At 68.6% G+C, this 19059-nt stretch carries 13 protein-coding genes; 6 read left to right on the top strand and 7 right to left on the bottom strand.

All coding sequences use genetic code 11. From position 1 onward, the window contains the following. Window positions 1-15 precede the first annotated feature (15 nt). Complete coding sequence (gene pgfA, locus AC1DVU_RS19540; RefSeq protein ID WP_476924121.1) at window positions 16-1020, bottom strand: cell envelope lipid trafficking protein PgfA; 1005 nt, start codon at window positions 1018-1020, stop codon at window positions 16-18. Between the two features lie 119 nt (window positions 1021-1139). Here pgfA and AC1DVU_RS19535 point away from each other — a divergent pair, with 119 nt between their 5' ends. After that, a complete protein-coding gene (locus tag AC1DVU_RS19535) occupies window positions 1140-3002 on the top strand; it encodes a hypothetical protein (RefSeq protein ID WP_476924120.1) in 1863 nt (620 codons plus the stop codon). Then, entirely contained in the window at window positions 2999-4177 is a 1179-nt protein-coding gene (locus AC1DVU_RS19530) for an acyltransferase family protein (RefSeq protein WP_476924119.1), read from the top strand. The genes AC1DVU_RS19535 and AC1DVU_RS19530 overlap by 4 nt, the downstream gene beginning before the upstream one ends. Here AC1DVU_RS19530 and AC1DVU_RS19525 read toward each other — a convergent pair. Both AC1DVU_RS19525 and AC1DVU_RS19520 read right to left on the bottom strand, forming a co-directional pair. After that, window positions 4075-8208: an alpha-(1->3)-arabinofuranosyltransferase domain-containing protein gene (locus AC1DVU_RS19525; protein ID WP_476924118.1), complete on the bottom strand. Its 4134-nt coding sequence runs from the start codon at window positions 8206-8208 to the stop codon at window positions 4075-4077. The genes AC1DVU_RS19530 and AC1DVU_RS19525 overlap by 103 nt on opposite strands. Next, window positions 8205-8939, bottom strand: a complete 735-nt coding sequence (locus AC1DVU_RS19520; protein ID WP_476924117.1) for a class I SAM-dependent methyltransferase — start codon at window positions 8937-8939, stop codon at window positions 8205-8207. The genes AC1DVU_RS19525 and AC1DVU_RS19520 overlap by 4 nt, the downstream gene beginning before the upstream one ends. Before the next feature lie 88 nt (window positions 8940-9027). Here AC1DVU_RS19520 and AC1DVU_RS19515 point away from each other — a divergent pair, with 88 nt between their 5' ends. Beyond that, window positions 9028-10191 (top strand): glycosyltransferase family 4 protein, encoded by a 1164-nt coding sequence (locus AC1DVU_RS19515; protein ID WP_476924116.1) that lies wholly within the window; start codon window positions 9028-9030, stop codon window positions 10189-10191. Window positions 10192-10261: 70 nt separating this feature from the next. Here the strand turns inward: AC1DVU_RS19515 and AC1DVU_RS19510 are convergent, their stop codons facing one another. Together AC1DVU_RS19510 and AC1DVU_RS19505 are read right to left on the bottom strand one after the other, a co-directional pair. Next, window positions 10262-10408: a hypothetical protein gene (locus tag AC1DVU_RS19510; RefSeq protein WP_476924115.1), complete on the bottom strand. Its 147-nt coding sequence runs from the start codon at window positions 10406-10408 to the stop codon at window positions 10262-10264. Window positions 10409-10454: 46 nt separating this feature from the next. Then, the gene (locus AC1DVU_RS19505) at window positions 10455-12176 is read right to left on the bottom strand and encodes an MmpA family trehalose lipid delivery protein (protein ID WP_476924114.1); all 1722 of its coding nucleotides are present in this window, start codon (window positions 12174-12176) and stop codon (window positions 10455-10457) included. 47 nt (window positions 12177-12223) lie between these two features. Between AC1DVU_RS19505 and AC1DVU_RS19500 the strand changes: the two genes are divergently transcribed. Next, the gene (locus AC1DVU_RS19500; RefSeq protein ID WP_476924113.1) at window positions 12224-13429 is read left to right on the top strand and encodes an MATE family efflux transporter; all 1206 of its coding nucleotides are present in this window, start codon (window positions 12224-12226) and stop codon (window positions 13427-13429) included. 13 nt (window positions 13430-13442) lie between these two features. Here AC1DVU_RS19500 and polA read toward each other — a convergent pair whose 3' ends face one another. Further along, window positions 13443-16106 carry a DNA polymerase I gene (gene polA / locus AC1DVU_RS19495; RefSeq protein WP_476924112.1) on the bottom strand — a complete coding sequence of 888 codons (2664 nt, stop codon included), beginning with the start codon at window positions 16104-16106 and terminating at the stop codon, window positions 13443-13445. A gap of 41 nt (window positions 16107-16147) precedes the next feature. Beyond that, window positions 16148-16759 carry a GNAT family N-acetyltransferase gene (locus tag AC1DVU_RS19490; protein WP_476924111.1) on the bottom strand — a complete coding sequence of 204 codons (612 nt, stop codon included), beginning with the start codon at window positions 16757-16759 and terminating at the stop codon, window positions 16148-16150. 122 nt (window positions 16760-16881) lie between these two features. On the opposite strand from AC1DVU_RS19490, the gene AC1DVU_RS19485 reads away from it, so the two are divergent. Together AC1DVU_RS19485 and AC1DVU_RS19480 are read left to right on the top strand one after the other, a co-directional pair. Then, window positions 16882-17628, top strand: a complete 747-nt coding sequence (locus AC1DVU_RS19485) for a DUF554 domain-containing protein (RefSeq protein ID WP_476924110.1) — start codon at window positions 16882-16884, stop codon at window positions 17626-17628. A gap of 126 nt (window positions 17629-17754) precedes the next feature. Then, window positions 17755-19050 (top strand): ABC transporter permease subunit, encoded by a 1296-nt coding sequence (locus AC1DVU_RS19480; RefSeq protein WP_476924109.1) that lies wholly within the window; start codon window positions 17755-17757, stop codon window positions 19048-19050. The last annotated feature ends 9 nt before the right edge of the window (window positions 19051-19059 follow it).

Here is a 19059-nt window from a genome sequence, read left to right as displayed (position 1 = left end):
CGTGGTGGTCGCAGGTCAGTGCGAGACGAGCTCGTCCTTGTGCGACCTGCGCGGCTCCGCACCGCTGCTGCGACGGGTGAACAGCCCGAGCCCGATCAGCACCAGGCCGAGAATCGCGCCGCCGACGGGTACGTACGTCTGCACGCCCTTCAGCAGCAGCGACTTGGACTTGAAGTCGTCGACCGTTGCCGCCGTGTTGGCCTCGGTGTACTTCAGCGTCGCCTTGGTCGTGGTCAGCGCGCGCTGGCCGTCGATCTCGAGATAGCTGTCCTGGGCCGTCTGGCCGACCAGGAGGACGCCCGTCACGGGCTCCACCCAGTAGGTGCTGACGCTGGAGTAGATCTGGTCAGCGGCAACGGTGGCCTCGTCGGACCCCACCAGCGATCCGGGCACGTCGATCGTGCTGGTCTTGATGGGTGCGATGGTCTGCACGTACTTGTAGACCTTCATGCCCTTGACCTTGCCCTCGCCGACGTACTTGGCAGGGGTGGCCTTGCGCAGCGTGCCGTCCCAGAACGGGTAGGTCTTCTTCTGCGCGTCGAACGGGAACTTGAAGTACAAGCCCTTGAACTCGCCCGGCTTGATGACCTTGCCGTCGACCTCCGAGTAGGCGCCTTCCCAGTTGACCGCCATGCCCGTGTGGCGGTCGAAGGCAACCCGGTCCTGAGTGGCCGCCAGAGGCGTCTCCTTGGAACCGCAATTGAAGTCGGGGGTGTCGGTGCAGTCGTAGATGTCCCACACCGCGACGTCCCGATCCAGCGCCTTGCTCGCCTTCTTGCCAGCCTCGACGTTGCCGACGATTGCCTTGGTGTTCTTCAGCGGGCCGACGGTGGACTTGAGTCCGGCATCCGCGTCCAGGTATTCGGCATCGGCGCCCGGCAGAGTCGACGAGAGGCTCGTCGTCTCATGGTTGAGCGGCACGACGGCCAGTTGGTCGTACATGTAGAACTTGGACAATGCGGCAAGTGCCAGCAAAAACGCGCCCAGGAACAGCGCGACTGTTCCCAATTTCTTACTCACTGTGGGCTCCCTCCACGGTATGAACGACTGACCGTAACACCGGAGGGGGTCATTTCCGCAGGCCAGGCGGCGTCTCCGGCACGGAGCCGAGACCCTCTGCTGTGCGACGATGGATGACGATGTCCGCGCCCTCGCCAGAGCTCCGATTCCGGCTCTCGTCTCTCGTCCCGGCCGGGATGTCGAGGGCACAGCGGGTCGGCCTCGCGGCACTCGTGCTGATCCTGGTCCAGCTCGTGATCCGGGCCTGGGCGCTGCTCGGCGGATCGTTCTACGTCGACGACTTCGCCCTCCTCTCCCTGACGCGGGACGTGAGCGGCGCCGGCTGGCTCCTCGATCCCTTCGACCACGAGCTCATTCCCGGCGCCCTCGGCATCGCCTGGCTCGTCTCACACGCAGGCTCCTTCCCCTGGCCTCTCGCGGCCGTGACGGTACTGCTGCTTCAGGCGGCGGCCAGCTGGTCGGTGTGGCACATGCTGCGGACGGTCTTCGGTCCTCGGTACGCCGTGTTGACCCCTCTCGCGGTCTACCTGTTCGCGACCACGACCCTCACCTCGGTCATGTGGTGGTCGGCGGCCATCACGCTGCTCCCGATCCAGGCAACCTCCTGCGTGGCAATCGCTGCGCACGTACGGTTCCTCGGTTCGCGGCGTGGGCGCGACGCTGCAGTCGCGATCGGCGCTGTCGTGGTCGGGCTCGCGTTCGACCCGAAAGCCCTGCTGGTGGTCCCCTTGCTGCTCGTGCTGACCGGCGTCGTGCTGGGCGAGGGTCGTTGGCCGCAACGGGCGGTCCGCGGCGCGCGCCAGGGCTGGCTGCTCTGGGCGGCATACGCCGCGGTGGCGGCTGGCTATGCAGCCCTGGTCGTGAACCGGGTCGACGAGCCGCTCCGCACGCCCGACCTCGACGGGCTCCCGCGGGTTGTCGGCACGGCTGTCTTCGAATCGTTCGTGCCCAGCCTGTTCGGCGGCCCCCTCGACTGGTCACTGGTCAACCCGCCGGCTGCCGTCGCGAACCCGCACGTGCTGGTGGTCGGCGTGTCATGCGTCCTGGCGGTCGCGGTCGTCGCCTACGCAACGCTCCGGCGCACCCGCGCGATCTCAGCGGCGGCCGTTCTCGTGCTCTACGTCCTGGCGGATGCCGTCCTGCTGGCGGCGCGCCCCGGCGGCGGGGCGGCGGACCTGGCTGCCGAGCCCCGCTTCGTCAGCGACGCAACCCCCGTCGCCGCGTTGTGCCTCGGGCTGATGTTCCTTCCGGTACGCCGCGAGGGTGTCGGAGGTGGTTCGCCTCGACGGCACCCCCACCGTCCCCCGGCCCCCCGCCGGGTCGTGGGCGCCGTGCTGGTCGCGTGCGCCGTCGCGGCCGTCGTGTCGACGCTGGACTACGTCTCGCCGTGGCACTCTGACTACGCCGGGAGGGTCTACATCGACAACGTGTCCAACACGACCCGGCGCACCGGCGATGTGGACGTCCTCGACGTGACCGTCCCACGGACCGTCATGTTGCCATCGCTGTTCCCCTACACACTCACCTCACGCTTCTTCAACGGGGACGACCGTGTGCACGCCCGGACCTACGGCAACGACCTGCGCATCTTCGACCGTGGCGGCTTCATTCGCGTGCCGGAGCCGGGGCGGGGCACCGCGACCGGACCGACGCCGACCCCGGGAACCTGCGGCACGTCCTACAGCACCGCGCGGGGCGCACCGCGTAGCTCGCGTGACAAGCCCACGATCCGGCTGTCCTCGACCGTGCCGGTCGCCCGGGCCTGGCTCAGCGTCGACTACCTCGCCAGCGCCGACGGGCTCGTCGACGTCACGGCGGGCGGGCGTACGCGGACGATCGAGGTGCTGCGCGGCGCACACACGTACCGGCTGCAGCCGACCGAGGAGATCCGCAGGGTGACGTTCGCGGCCCTGTCTCCTGATACGACACTGTGCATCGGCATGGTCACGGTGGGACCCCTCACGTCTTCGGAGTTCTCATGAGGGGCCGCGACGACTTCCCGGCCCTCGACGGGCTCCGTGCCGTGGGCGCATACGGCGTCCTGCTGACGCACGCCGCATTCCAGACCGGTCAGTACCCGCGCGGCCTGACCGGTGCGCTGCTGGCACGCCTCGACTTCGGGGTCGCGTTGTTCTTCGTGCTGTCCGGTTTCCTGCTGTCGCTCGGCTTCCTCCGACCTGTGGCCGAGCGTCGACCCCACCAGCACTGGCGCCGGTACGCCCTCAAGCGCGTGCTGCGGATCTGGCCGGCATTCGCCGTGGCGGTCGTGGCCGCCATGGTCGTCATCGGGTCAGACAGGTCGCCGAGCTCCTGGACTCTGAGCCTGACGCTCACCCACCTCTATTCGACCGAGTTCTTCACCGACGGCCTGACCCAGATGTGGAGCCTCGAGACCGAGGCGGCGTTCTACCTCGTTCTCCCCTTCATCGTGCTCGTGATCCGGTTCCTCACGCGGCGCCGGTGGTCGGCTGCGCGCGTCTACGGTGTGGCCCTCGCGCTGGCGGTCATCAACTGGTGCTGGCTCGGCTTCGGGGCCGGGCTGGTCGTGCCGCACCGCCCGTTCGCCTACCAGTGGCTCCCGGCCTACACCACGTGGTTCGGTGCGGGGATCGCGCTCGCGGTGTTGTGGATCGAGAGCACTCGAGACGGCCGCCGGGCCCCCAAGCTCGTCCGGGTCGCCGCTGGAAGCCCTGGGGTGCTGTGGGCCACCGCGTTCTGCCTGCTGCTGTTCTGCTCCACGCCCCTCGCCGGTCCACTCGACCTGACGCCCGCGACCGAGGCGACCGCGATCTTCAAGAACGTGCTCTATGGGCTCGGCGCGGTGCTGATCATCCTGCCTGGCGTGTTCGGCCCGCAGGGCACGACGTACGACTCGGTGTTCTCGTCACGGCCCGTGCGCTACCTCGGCCACCTGTCCTACTCGGTGTTCTGCATCCACCTCGTCGTGCTGTGGCTCGTCCTCGACGTCACCGACACTCCCCTGTTCTCAGGTGACTTCCTGCCCGTCGCCGGGCTGACCCTCGTCGGCAGCACCGCGGCCGCCGTCGTCCTCCATCACCTGGTCGAGCGCCCCGCGATGCGTTTGAGCCACCGCAGGTCGAGTGGCGACAAGGCCTGGGAGACCACCAGCACCAGCACGCCGACCCCCACCAGCTGAGGCCACGCGCGCGCCCCCATCCACGCGAACTCGGTGCCCCACGGCCGGATGGCGTAGGCGGCGAACACGATTGCCAAGGAAACCGACACCACGAGGCCGGTCGCCCAGGGGGCACGTCGTCGTTGCCGGGGTCGGGTCAGGGCAGTCGCCGCTGCCATGCCGATGCCGGCGACCACGACGCCCGCGATCCCGGCGACGATCAGGGCGAAGGCAGCGACGACGATCGGCCCCGTCAGCAGCCCCGACCGCGCGGGCTCGAGCGCGGGGTCATCGGCCCGATGACCGCCCCCCCGACGGCGTACCCAGGCGGCGAGGGCGACCAGCAGGGCACCGAGGACACCGCAGAACAGGCCGAGCCGGTAGACGGTGTCGGGCCCGAAGTGCAGGTCGACAGAGCTCGAGCCACCGCGCAGCACCCAGCCCTGCTGCCAACCGTCGACCGTGACCGGCTTCAGCGACGCCCCATCCTGATGAGCCGACCAGCCGACATTCTGGTTGACCTTCAGGACCAGCAGCCCCTCGTCGCCCCCGGCCGGCAACCGCACCGAGGTCGCAGCGGCGTCCTCGGTGACCTTCGCCGACACCGATGAAACAGTCGCCAACGGTTCGCGGCGCAGACGCAGGCTGACGGGCCGAAATGATCCGGATGGCTTCGCAACGAGACGATTGGCGCCGCTGTCGAGCCGCACGGTGCCGCCGCTGCCACACAACCGGGCGGTGAGGGTCTCTCCCCGGAAGACGGCATCAGGACTCGCCACCACGGCGGAGCGGCGGGTCCGCCCGTCGGCCTGGACGCTTGGCCCGCTGCCACAGCCCCAGTCGACCGGCTTCGCGGACAGGGGCTCGGCCCCGGCCGTGGCTCCGCCGAACGACAGCTCGCTCACCCCGACCGGCAGCTCACGACCGCTCTGCCCGTCGAGACTGATGCTGGTCGCGGAGTCGTTGCTCGTGAATCTCACGCGTACGGCGTCCGCGCGGACCGGCTTGAACGTCGCTCGCCCGTTGCGCAGCTCGACGGTTCGGGTCACGCCCTTGCCGAAGTCGAGCACGGCACGTGTCGGCGAGGAGGCGACAAGTCCGTCCGAGACGTATGCGCTGATCGAGTCGATCCTCTGCGGCTCGTCCCACGCGACACTCAGCGACGGATCGCGGTCCGCTGCCGAGGCGACCCAGCCGGTGCGACGATCGGCGTCGAAGGCCGCGACACCACCCGAGCGCGCATCATGGGTCGCCTGCGACGAGCCGACGACGACGGCGTCCCGATCGACCTGGATGAGGTCGTCGAGGTCCTTCGTCCCCCATGGGGAGACCCGCAGCGTCGCCCGGTACGTCTCGGCGTCCGGAAGCGTCACGATCCGGTCGAGCGAGCGGCCGTCCTCACTCAGTCGCTCGTTGTCCGCCGCGCACCGGGTGTCGCCGTCGACCACCAGGCAGCCCGGCCGTTCGCCAGCATCACCGGCGAGTGCGATGACCGCGGGACTGCCCCACGCTGCGGGGTAGGTCGGCAGGACCAGCGGACGACTCACCGAGACTCCGGGCACCGTGAGCTCGCTGATCCGCAGGGGCTGTCCGAGGTCGGAGCTGGCCGTCACGGAGACGAAGTCGGTGGTCCCCGGCCGGGTCCGGATCCTCGTGCTGTCACCTGGCGTCAGGCGTGTCGTCACGGTGCCGGTAGCGGTCGTGACGGTGACGGTGCGGGGCGAGGCCTTGTCGGCACCCGGCGAACTGAGCGTGAGGGCCCCCACTCGTCGCGGGGAACCCAGCATCAGGGTCAGCCGGTGCCGCCCGTTGACGGCCTGCCCGGAGACCCACGCGGTGTCGGGATCGCCGTCGATCGCCGAGAACGGCTGCTGGGACTTGTCGATCTCCCTCAGGTAGCCGACCGAGGACGCTGACGACGTCGCAGTCAGGGACTTCGCGCCTCGCAGCTCGGGGACTGCGAGCCAGCGGTCCGTGCGGCCCGTCGCATAGTCATGGATCGGCCGGCTGGACTGCCACTCCTCGGAGCGGGCGAGCGACGCCGAGCGGTTGTCGTGGACCTTGCCGTACTCGACTTCCTGCCGCCGCGTCCCGTCGGTGAGCACGAGCCGATGGGTGTTGACGCCCTTGCCGGCGTCCCGGGCGAACTGGACCGGTCCGTCGCCGACCGCGCGCATCTCGAGCGCCTGCAACAACGATGCCGAGTCGCCGATGAACAGCGGCAGCTGCGCAGGAGCCACGACAGCTCCTTGCGTACGGTCGGCGTTGTCGGTCTCGACCTCGAAGACCTCGATCGCACGGTGCCGCGACTGCCGGCCGTCGTCGACGAACACGGCCGACCGGTCGCCCTGGTCGAGCCTGGTGTCACCACCCATCGACGGGCCGAACGACGCGACCTTGACCAGCCCGGGCGTTGTCGCGATGGCCGCGTACACCCGGGCCTGGCTCGGCGAGGTGTCGGACGTACGCAGGTCGTTGCGGACCACGATCCTGCCGACGCCCGAACGAACGAGGTAGTCGTGAAGGCCCGCGGAACCCTTGCCGTCCACCATGCGTGACTCGATCGCATCCATCATGCGGATGTTGGAGCCGGGGACCAGCGGGATGACGCTGCGAGTCGCCCACGGCGCAGCGGACAGTGCCTGGATCGCCTCGTCCATGGGACGGCCCCACACGTAGTCACCGAAAGCAGCACCCGGTGTCACGTACGTTCTTCGGCCATCGTCGTGCGACTCGAGCCATGAGGCCGCGGACGTCCAGTACTTCGGCGGAGCGTCGAACGTGCCGGAGGAGGCCAGGCCCGCGGACCAGGCCACGGTCGCCGTGCCGACGAACGCAGCGACGGCCAGCGCACCGACGCCGAGGCGCAGGGCGGCCCGATCCTGCAGCGGCTCCCGGCGCCCGTCGACGACCTTGGTGCCGAGCACCGCCAGGAGATGGGCCAGACCGAGCACGAGCGGGAGGCGGATCATGACGTCCCACTTGTGCGTGTTGCGCAGGGGCGCCAGGACGCCGTCGAGGGCGTCGTTGAGGCTGCCGGCGAACAGGCCCTCGACCGAGCCGAGATGTCCCAGGGTCACCAGGATGACCCCGCCCATGACGCTCAGGACGAGAAAGCGCCGCTCAGGAAGGTCGCGTCGCGCCAGGCCGAGCAGCCCCATGATGACGAGGAGACCGGACTGCAGGATCACGAGCGGGTCGGCGAGGAGCTCGCGGCCCGCGGAGTAGTCGGGGTCGACGTACGGGACCCATTTGGTGGTCCCGCGCAGCGCATCGACGATCGTGGCTGGAGCAGTCGTGGCCTGCGCGCTCTCGATGTAGTCGAGAAATGGCGGGCTGAATCGGCCGAGGACCAGGAGCGGGATGATCCACCACAAGGTCGCGAGCCCCACGAACAGCGGCCACCAGCGCATCATGGTGCCTCTGCGGTGGCCACGACGACGTGTCAGCAGCCACAGCGCCGAGATGGGCAGGATCGCGGCCGAGGCCACGGCGTTGACGCCTCCGACGAATGCGGCTGCGAAGCCGCTGCGTGCGGCAGCCTGCCGGGCCGAGCCGCGCTGGGCACCGATGACGAGTGGGATCAGGACCCAGGGCGCCACCGCCGACGGCCAGTTCTCGATCGAGATGGGGCCCAGGTTCGTCAGCATGCGCGGCGACAGGGCGAAGACGAACCCCGCGAGGATGCGCGTCCACGGCGAGCCGATCTGCAGCACGCCGCACAGCTTGACGATGCCGAGGAACGCCACGACCAGCACCACGGACCACCAGGCACGCTGGACGACCCAGCCCGGCACCTGCGCCAGGTCTCCCAGCAGGAAGAACGGCCCCATCGGGAAGAGGTAGCCGTACGCCTGGTTCTGCACCTGCCCGAAGTTGCCGATGGGGTCCCACAGGTGCAGGACCTTGTCGAGGAACAGCGCTGGCCGGGCGACCAGGTCGTACTTGGTGTCGCCGACGATGCGCCCCGGCGACTGCACGAATGCGACGGCGGCGAGCACCAGGCTGCTGCACAACAGCCGCAGGCGCCACCGCAGTCGCGCTTCGGTCATCGGCGGCGACCCACGATGGCGAGGTTCCAGACCATGACCTCACGCACGACGGGCACGCGGACGATCCAGTGCATCCAGCTGGGCAGGTAGCGAGGCACGATGTCGACATCGACGAGGTCCGGGTGCTGGCGCGCCCAGGCGATGCCGTCACGAGCCGTCATGGCGAACAACGAGCGGCCGAACTCGTTCTTGGGCCCGAACCCGTGCTTGCGGCGGTAGCGTCTCGCCGCGCGCCGCCCCCCGAGGAGGTGCCATGGCGAGGTCTCGTGACCGCCCCAGGGGCCCCACCACAGGGTGTACGACAGGAAGATCAGTCCTCCGGGTCGGGCGACCCGGACCATCTCGTCGGCCATGCGCCAGGGGCCGTCGACGTGCTCGAGGACGTTCGAGGAGTAGACGACGTCGAACGTCGCGTCGCGGAACGGCAGCTGGCGCCCATCACCGAGGACCGTGCCCGGCTCGGGGTCACCCCGCCCGGCGAGCTCGCCCAGATCGGCGTCGAGCGCGGTGTAGTGGGCGCCGGCCTTGCGAAAGGCCTCGGCGAAGTAGCCCGGTCCCCCGCCGACGTCGAGCAGCTCGTGTCGATCGAACGACTCGTAGCTGCCGATCTGGCGTACGGAGTCGGCGGCGAGCTCACCGTAGAAGTGGTCAGGGTCGGTCTGCTCGAGGCGAAACGCCCGGAACAATCGCCAGGACCGCCTCAACGTCGCACGAAAGGGCAGGTCAGGCACGCCCGAAAGGATACGGGAGGGGTGGACCAGGCCCCTGTTAAGATTGCGGCGCCGTGTTGAGGGACACGGCGTCGCCACGTTGAGGGACGTGTCGCGAGGGAGCAGCCGGCTTCGCACGCCGGCACTGAAGGAGGCGCCGGCGACCGTCGGCCAACCGATGCACATCCTTTTCTGCAACTGGCGGGACACCAAGAACCCTGAAGGCGGCGGCTCGGAGCGCTACGTCGAGAACATGGCACGTGGCCTCGTCGAACGCGGCCACAGCGTCACGATCGCGTGCGCCGCGCACGACAACGCCCCGCACGACGAGACGATCGACGGAGTGCGCTTCGTCCGCCGCGGCACCAAGCTCGACATCTACGTGCGTACGTTCCTCGCCCTGCTGTTGGGCCGCTACGGCAAGGTCGACGCCGTCGTGGACGTGCAGAACGGATTGCCGTTCTTCACCCGCCTCGCCACCCGCAAGCCGGTCGTCGTGCTGGTGCACCACGTCCACCGTGAGCAGTGGCCGGTCGTCTACCCCGGTCTCGTCGGGCGCATCGGCTGGTGGATCGAGAGCCGTGTCGCCCCACGCCTCTATCAACGGAGCCGGTACGTCGCGGTGTCGCAGGCGACCCGCCTCGAGCTCGTCGACCTCGGCGTCGACCGCGACCGGATCACGGTCATCCACAACGGCAATGATCCCGCGCCGGTCGTCGAGGCCACTCGCTCCGCCACGCCGCGGATCTGCGTCGTCGGACGACTGGTCCCGCACAAGCAGGTCGAGCACGCCATCGATGCGGTCGCGTCCATGCGAGACGACCACCCGGAGGTCGTCCTCGACGTCGTCGGCACCGGTTGGTGGGACGGCGAGCTCCGCCGGCACGCCGAGCAAAGCGGCGTGGCCGACCGGGTCGTGTTCCATGGGTACGTCGACGACCGTGCCAAGCACGAGCTGCTCGCCCAGTCGTGGATCATGGCGCTCCCGTCGCTCAAGGAAGGCTGGGGGCTGGTCATCGGCGAGGCAGGCGCTCACGCCACGCCCACCGTCGCCTACAGCACGGCCGGTGGCACGACCGAGTCGATCGACCACAAGGACTCCGGTGTCCTCGTCGACACGCCCGACGAGCTCGTCGCGGCGCTCCGTGAGCTGATCGAGGACCGCGAATGGCGCGAGTTCCTCGGCAAGGGCGCCCTCCAGAAGTCCGGGACGTTCACCTGGGCGAGCTCACAGGCCGACTTCGCCGCGATCCTCCAGACGTCCGGGCGGTAGGAGCAGCCCCGGACGCACGAAGGGCGAGCTCCGAGGAGCTCGCCCTTCGCTGCGTCTGGACGCAGGTGAATCAGTTGTTGGAGCCGTAGCTCACATTCGTCGATGAAATCGGCTTCTCGCCAGCGTTCTGCTGTGTCTGGACGACGCCCACGACAGTGGCTCCGGCCAGGCCGAGTCCAGCAATGAAGGCGATGATGCCGCCAGTAAGTGTTCCCACGTTGTTGTCCTCCCTCGAGACCCCGCGAGTTTACCAGCCAGTAGGGTCACGCCCGAATCCGTGAGCGTGGCGCTTCTGGCTTCCGTCGTATGCGCTCGGCGGCCCCTCGAACCGCGCTGATCAGCGCGAAGACCAGCGTCAGACCCGCGACGATCCACGCCGCGATCATCACCTGCCGGTCACGCTTCGAGATCTCCGTCGGACGAGCTCCCGGGATCGCGAAGACCCTGACGGAGGACCCGACGACGTCGAGCTCCCGAGCCCCTCTGACCTGTCGCAACGCGGCGCGAGCGCCGGGCTCATCGGCCTCGACGACCACGAGACCGATGCCCTGCCGAGCCAGGCCCCGCCTGACATTCTTGCCGCGCAGCACCTGCTGGATCCGCGCGGCGCGAGGGTCCTCGCCGACAATCGTCCGCCCCGAGATGACGAGGTCGTCGTTCGTCACCGTCGTACGGTCGAAGAACCGGCCGGCTGGGTCCAGCACCGGGGAGCCGTGGTTCCACGACGGCTTGCGGTACGCACTGAAGGGCAGCACCAGGATGTCGCCGCGGACCGGGCTGGCCTCGATCACCCGTCGCGCATCCGTCCATGCCGCTGGGTAGGTGGCCGGCTCCAGGCGGCCACCCACGCCCCACGCCATGTCGGGCATCGCCGCGAGTGGCAGCGCCAGCGCGAACACGATGACCGGCACCTCCCACGCGGTGAACTCGGCTCGATACAGGATGGTGTGCACGCCGGCGCCGAACGCCACGGCCTCCAGCGGCACCAGCAGGCCGAGCCAGCGGGTGCCGTCACGGATGAGGCCACCGGCCGGGACGTCCGCAACGATCCGAGCGACGAGGTCGGGGGCGAGCCAGCCGGCGAGCGCGATTGCCAGCCCGACGCCGCCCGCCACCGCCAGCACAGCGAGCAGCCGACCGTCGTCGCGCCACATCGTGACGAGACCGACGACGATGACCGCGCCGATCGCGACCGCGATCAGGACCGCGAGCAGGAGCGTGCGGGAGGTCGGGACCACCTCGGTGTTCCAGATGCCGCCGAGTGTCAGAGCGGAGCCGAGGCGCCCGAAGTGGCCTTCGGGCTGGAGGTCGAACAGCCCCACGGCGGCCGGGTCGCTGCGCGCGATCGATGAGTGCAGGAGCCCGGCCACGATCCACGGAGCGTTGACCAAGGCGGCGAGGAACACCACACTGACCGCGCCACGGCGCCACGCAGCGATCACTCCCAGGACGACGCCCATGACACCTGTTGCCGGCGTCAACGCAGTGGCCGCCAGCGCCAGGACGGCGATGGGCCATCGCGGTCCGCCCTTGCCGCTGAGGGCATCGATCAGCCACGGGAATGCGGCGCATGCCAACAACAGCGGCCACTGCCCGAGCACCAGACGTTCGGCGACGAACGGATTCCACACCGCCAGCGTCGCACCGGCGAGCTGCGCCACGAGTGGACGCTCACGCAGGAGGCGAGCCGTCCCGACCGCGAGCAGGAACAAGGCCGCGAACAGCACGAGCCTCTGAACCAGCGCGGCAGGTATCGCGGCGCCCAGCAGGGCGGCGATCGCGTCGGACGGCACGGCTCGAGGCAACCCTGTGCCGAGACCCCAGAGCTCCGGACGATCGAGGTCGAGGCGGGGCACCCACACCATGTCGTACGACAGGACATACCCGTGGCCGAAGAGCGGCAGGCACACCACGAGCGCGAGCAGCGCCGACCACGCGGGCACGGCGGCTCGTTCGAGGTCGAGCTGTTGCCATCGTCGCTTCATCCGCGCCCCTGCTCTTTTTCGACCCCAGCCACGGCTATTGTGCCGTGGTGAGTACCACGCGCGCGACGATGACGGGTGGAACCCTCGTGGCGGCCGGCATGATGACGATGAACATCACCGTCTACGGGTTCAACTTGATCGCCGCGCGAGCGCTGCTGCCCAAGGAGTTCGGCGCCCTCACGGCATTGTTCGGCATCCTGCTCGTCGGGTCGGTGGCGTCGCTGGGTCTCCAGGCAGTCACTGCACGCCGCCTCGCGATCGACCCGGCACACCGTGACGAGATCATCGGTGCGACCGTCAGGGTCACGATCATGGTCGCCGCTGCCGTCGGTCTGTTCGTTGCCGCGTCGGCACTCGTCCTGACACCCGTGCTCAAGCTCGACAGCTACTGGGCGGTCGTCCTGTGCGGCGCGACCTTGATCCCGCTGACCGTGATGGGCGCGGAGTCGGGCATCGCCCAGGGCAACGCGCGCTGGGGCGCGCTCACCGCGATCTACGTCGGCAACGGGCTCGGCCGCCTGATCGGAGGGTCGCTCGCACTGGTCATCTCCCCGACCGTCAACTCCGCGATGATCGGCATCGCGATCGGCTCCTGGCTGCCTGCGATCGCCGGCGCCCCTCTGATGCTCGGCCACGGCAAGGGCCCACTGATCAGCCGACGACCGCTGCTGAAGGAAGCACTGTTCTCCACCCACGCCCTGCTCGCGTACTTCGTGCTCAGCAACCTCGACTCGCTGATCGCTCGCAACCGATTCGACGAGCATGAGAGCGGCCTGTACGCCTCGGGGCTGATCCTGGCCAAGGCCGCGCTGTTCTTCCCTCAGTTCGTCAGCGTCGTGCTGTTCCCGGACCTGGCACGCGCCACGACGCATCACGCCCGGCTGCGCGCCGTCTCGCTCGTCGCCGGGTTCGGCGGGCTGGCGGTGCTCGCAACAGCCCTCCTCCCCCAAGTCGCCCTGATCCTGGTCGGCGGTCACCAGTACGACGACATCACGGGCCGGCTGTGGTTGTTCGCGGTCGCCGGTTCCTGCCTGGCGGTCGTGCACCTGCTGGTCTTCGACGCCCTCGCCCGGCACGCCCACGGCATCGTCGTGATGATCTGGGGCGCCGTGATCGCGGTGCTCGCCGTGGCGTACGGCCTCGGGGTCGGCATCACCGGGCTCGTGCTCACGGTCGCCCTCGTCGCTGCCACGCTCGCCGCAGTCGTCTTCGTGTTCGCGCCGAGCCACCCACGCGTGTCAGCCGAGAGTTAGCCCGCGGACCGGGTCAGTGACCTGCTTCGTGCCAGGTGCGGCCGACACCGACCGACACGTCGAGCGGCACCGAGAGGTCAGCCGCCGAGGCCATCTGCTCCCGGACCAGCTGCTCGACCCGCTCCCGCTCCCCTGCGGCAACCTCGAGCACGAGCTCGTCGTGCACCTGCAGGAGCATGCGTGACGCCAGCCCGGCGTCGTCGAGGGCACGCTCGACACCCAGCATGGCGACCTTGATGATGTCGGCCGCCGAGCCCTGGATCGGGGCGTTGAGGGCCATGCGCTCGGCCATCTCGCGGCGCTGACGGTTGTCGCTCTGCAGGTCCGGCAGGTAGCGACGACGACCCATGATCGTCTCGGTGAAGCCGGTCTGTCGCGCCTCGTCGACGAGCCCACGCAGGTAGTCGCGCACTCCGCCGAACCGCTCGAAGTAGTCGTCCATCAGCCCCTGCGCCTCGCCCGTCGAGATGCCGAGCTGCTGACTGAGCCCGTAGGACGACAGGCCATAGGCGAGGCCGTAGTTCATCGCCTTGATGCGGGCCCGCAGGCCACCGTCGATCTCGCTCGGCTCCTTGGCGAAGACCTTGGCCGCCATGACGGTGTGGAAGTCCTCGCCGGAGTTGAACGCGGCAATCAGGTCGGCGTCCTCGGACAGGTGCGCCATGATCCGCATCTCGATCTGGCTGTAGTCGGCCGTCACGAGCGTCTCGAAGCCCTCGCCGACGCAGAACGCCTCGCGGATGCGCCGGCCCGACGCCGTGCGGATCGGGATGTTCTGCAGGTTGGGGTCGTTGGAGCTCAGCCGGCCCGTCGCGGCGATCGTCTGGGCGTATGTCGTGTGGATCCGGCCGTCGTCGGAGATCGACTTGCGGAGGCCCTCGACGGTCTGGCGCAGGCGCGTGACATCACGATGATCGAGCAGGTGCTGCAGGAAGGGGTGCTCGGTCTTGATGTAGAGCTGCTGCAGCGCATCGGCGTCGGTCGTGTAGCCGGTCTTGGTCTTCTTGGTCTTGGGCATGCCGAGTTCGTCGAACAGGACGACCTGGAGCTGCTTGGGCGATCCGAGGTTGATCTCCTTGCCACCGATCGCCGCGAACGCCTCGGACGCGGCGTTCTGCGCCCGGGCCGCGAACTCCGACTCGAGCTCGATCAGGTGGTCGTCGTCGATCGCGATGCCGGTGCGCTCCATGCGTGCCAGCGTCGCCACGAGCGGCAGCTCGACGTCATGGATCAAGGCCGTGCCGCTCGCCTGCTCGACCTCCTGGTCGAGCACCGCCGCGAGGTCGAGCGTGGCCCGGGCACGCAGCATGCCGGACTCGGAGCCGATGTTGTCGGTGTCGAGCGTCAGCTGGCCGGAGTCGTCGGACTCGTCGCGGAGCTCTCGCTTGAGGTAGCGCAGCGACAGGTCGCCGAGGTCGTACGACCGCTGGTCGGGCCTCACGACGTAGGCCGACAGCGCCGTGTCGGCGGCCACGCCCTTGAGCGGCCAGCCCTTGGCCTCGAGCGCCAGCGAAGGGCCCTTGGCGTCGTGCAGGACCTTGGGCCGCTCGGGATCGGCGAGCCAGGCGGCGATCGCGGCATCGTCATCCGAGGTGATGTCATCGGTGCTGATCCAGGCAGCGGACTCATCTGAGGCGATCCCCAGGCCGACGACGTCGCCGGTGCCGCGGCCCCACGAACCCTGCACGTGCAAGCCGAGTCGTGCGCCGGACTTCGACTGCGTCTCGAGCCACGCGGCGACCTCACCGGGGGCCAGCGTCGTCCCGTCAATGTCGAACCCCTCGTCGGCCTGCGGCTCGACGTCGCCGAACGCCTCGAACAGCCGAACGCGAAGCGCGTTGAACTCGAGCGCGTCGAAGACCGTGTGAATCGCTTCGCGGTCCCACACCGTGTCGAACGCCAGGTCGGCCGGACCCGCGGGCAGGTCGAGGTCGAGGATCAACGCGTTGATGCTGCGGTTGCGCAGCACGTTGTCGAGGTGCTCCCGCAGGGCTTCGCCGGCCTTGCCGGGGACGTTCTCGACGTCGTTGACCAGCGCCTCGAGCGTGCCGTACTGGTTGATCCACTTGGCGGCGGTCTTGGGTCCGACCCCAGGGACGCCGGGCAGGTTGTCGCTGGTCTCGCCCACGAGCGCAGCGATGTCGGGATAATGATCGGGCGTGACGGCGTACTTCTCCTCGACGGCCGCCGGCGTCATGCGAGCCAGGTCGGAGACGCCCTTGCGGGGATAGAGCACCGTGGTCTTGTCGGTGACCAGCTGCAGGGCGTCGCGGTCGCCGGTGCAGATCAGCACCTCCATGCCGGCCGACTCGGCGCGGGTCGTCAGCGTGCCGATGATGTCGTCGGCCTCGAAGCCTTCCTTCTCGAACGTCGTGATGTGCAACGCGTCGAGGATCTCCTTGATCAGGGGGATCTGGCCGGTGAACTCCGGCGGCGACTTTGAGCGGTTGCCTTTGTACTCGGCGTACTGGTCGAGCCGGAACGTCTTGCGTGAGACGTCGAACGCAACACCCACGTGCGTGGGCTTCTCGTCACGCAACACGTTGATGAGCATCGACGTGAACCCGAACACCGCATTGGTGCTCTGGCCCGTCGTGGTCGAGAAATTCTCGACGGGGAGGGCGAAGAAGGCACGGTAGGCGACGGAATGGCCGTCGATCAGCAGGAGGCGGTCCACCCGGTCGACTCTAGTCGGCGGGTCTGACGAACTGCGAGGGGTCAGCTACGGGAGACGCCGCGGGCGTCCGTGCGACGACGCAGCGTCCGGCGTACGGCGATCAGCTTGCCGGTGTCACGCGAGTTGGTGGCCTTCATCGAGAGCCGCGAGCGCAGCTTGCTGGCCTGGATCGCCCGCACGACCGCGATCTGGTTGAACCCGATCTTGGTCAGGTAGCGGTGCGGCTCTCGGGAGTGCACCGGGATCGCCGCGACGACGATCTCGCAGTTGTGCTCCTCGCCGTAGCTCGCAGCGGCCGACAGGAGCGTCGAGGCCACTGATTTGCGCCGAAACCGCGGCGAGACCTGGATCTCGGTGACGATCAGGACCCGGGTCAGGTTGATGGGCGTCAGGGTGCCGATATTGCACACGGTCGCGCCGACGATCTCACCGTCGACGAGGGCGAGGATGATGCGCTTGTCGCGATGGCCGAGGTTGAACTCGAGCGCTGCCGCGGCCTCGGCGACTCCGGGCTCTCGCCACAACGACTGCTGGGTGAACGCCTCGGAGCCTTCGTCCTGGCCCGCGCCGGCGCACTCGGCCCAGAGAGTGATCAGGGCGTGCGCATCCTCGCGATCCGCGTCCCTGAGAACGATGTGCGGTCGGACCGACATGCTCTTCCCTGTCTCGAGTCGGATACGGCCGCACTCCAGGCACAGGCGTCGAAATGACACACTACGCGCGGGGTGTTGGGGACGTACCCGGTTGAAACCTCAATTGTCGAAGGAGACCTTACATGTTCGTCGGGTTTGGCACAGCCACCAATGTGGCGACCGTCATCGCGGGCTCGGGCCTGGGCCTGCTGATCGGTCACCGGCTGAGCCTGCGCGTACGTTCGACCGTCACCTCGGCGCTGGGTCTCGTCACGCTGCTGATCGCCGCGGATGCGGCCATGGCGGTCAAGGACCCCGACCTGGTCGGCGCCGTGGACCGCGGCGCTCCGACCTTGATCGTCCTCGGCTCGCTGGTGTTCGGCGGGATCATCGGTTCGGTGCTCAGGCTGGAGGACCGGCTCGAGGACTTCGGCGGCTGGTTGCAGGGCCGGCTGACGCCCGGAGAGGCGGCCGAGGGCCGGCAGCGGTTCATCGAGGGCTTCGTCATCAGCTCGCTTGTCTTCTGCATCGGGCCCCTGACGATTCTCGGATCGATCAACGAGGGCCTCGGCAACGGTGCCGATCAGCTGCTGCTCAAGGCGTCGCTCGACGGCTTCGCCGCCCTCGCGTTCGCTGCCTCGTTCGGCATCGGGGTCATGGCTTCCGCTGTCTCGGTCGCCGTGATCCAGGGCTCACTCACCGTGCTGGGCGCGCTGCTCGGGTCGTTCCTCCCGGACGCGCACCTCGCCGCCCTCACCGCGACAGGGGGACTGATCCTGATCGGCGTCGCCTTCCGGTTGCTCGACCTCAAGTCGATCCATGTCGCGGACCTGCTTCCCGCTCTGGTGATCGCGCCCGTGCTGTGTCAGATCGCCGTCGCAGTGCGGTGACATGCCGTAATGAAACCCAACTGTTACCTCCAGACCCCCGGTGTGACGTGCATGACTCTCGCATGTGGCTATAGTCCGAGGATCACATCTGAACCAACCCGTGCATCAGCGGAACAGGAGTCATGCGTGCGACTGCGAACAGCGGCACTGCTCTCGATCCTCGTCGGGGCCCTTTTCTTCGGGCTCATGTCGCCCGCACAGGCGGCCACCAACGACACGATCGACGTCAACGGAACTCTCGTCGACACCCGCAGCGATCCGGCCAAGCCGGTGCCCGGTGTCAAGATCAGCGTCGAGAAGGACGGAGCCGAGATCGCCTCAGGCGTGAGCGGCCCCGACGGATCGTTCTCGATACCCCTCCCCGGCGCCCCCATCGACCTGCTTGGCGAGAAGATCACCATCAAGCTCGATACCGACACCCTCCCCAAGGGCACGGACCTTCGTGACAAGAAGAAGACGTCCTACACGATCACGATCAAGACCGACGCGGACATCCCCATCTCGTACGCGATCGGCCCTGCGACCGACAACTCGGTCGGCAAGCTCACCGAGATCGGCCAGAGCGGCATCAACGGAATCTTCCTCGGCCTGCTGCTGGCGCTAGCCGCGCTGGGCCTCTCGCTGGTCTTCGGCACGACAGGCCTCACCAACTTCGCCCACGGCGAGCTCATCACGTTCGGCGCCCTCGCGGCGTTCCTGTTCCAGGATGAGTGGGGCTGGGCGTTCTTCCCGGCCGCCATCGTCGCCGTGATCCTGTCAGGGGTCTTCGGCCTGGCCAACGACCGCTTGCTCTGGAAGCCGTTGCGCGGCAGGGGCACCGGGCTGATCGCCATGATGATCGTCAGCATCGGCTTGTCGATCTTCCTGCGCAACATCTACCAGTACTTCTTCGGCGCGGACAACCACCAGTACACCGGCGTCAAGGCCGGCAAGCTCTGGAACATCGGCTCGATCGGCATCTCCCCCAAGGCGTTCTACATCGCCGTGGTGTGTGTCGTGGTCCTCGTGGTCGTGTCGCTCGCTGTCCAGCGCACACGACTCGGCAAGGCGACCCGCGCCGTGTCCGACAACCCGGCGCTCGCGGCCTCCTCAGGCATCGACGTCGACCGCGTCATCACCACCATCTGGATCGTCGGCGGCGCCCTCGCGGGTCTCTCCGGGATCATGTGGGGCCTCACGAACGGCTTCGACTACCAGGTCGGCAACAAGATCCTGTTGCTCGTGTTCGCCGCCGTCACCTTGGGCGGTCTGGGCACCATCTGGGGAACTATGGCAGGAAGCATCATCGTCGGCCTCCTCGTGGAGATGTCGTCGATCATCCTGCCGTCCGAGCTCAAGTACGTCACCGCACTGGTCGTGCTCGTGCTGATCCTGTTGGTCCGCCCCCAAGGTCTGCTCGGTCGAGCAGAGCGCGTCGGTTAGGAAGGGAGA

It is taken from the genome of Aeromicrobium sp. P2_G6, assembly GCF_056403535.1.
Note: the sequence above shows the minus strand (reverse complement) of the source record. Positions and strands in the feature narration are given on the sequence as shown.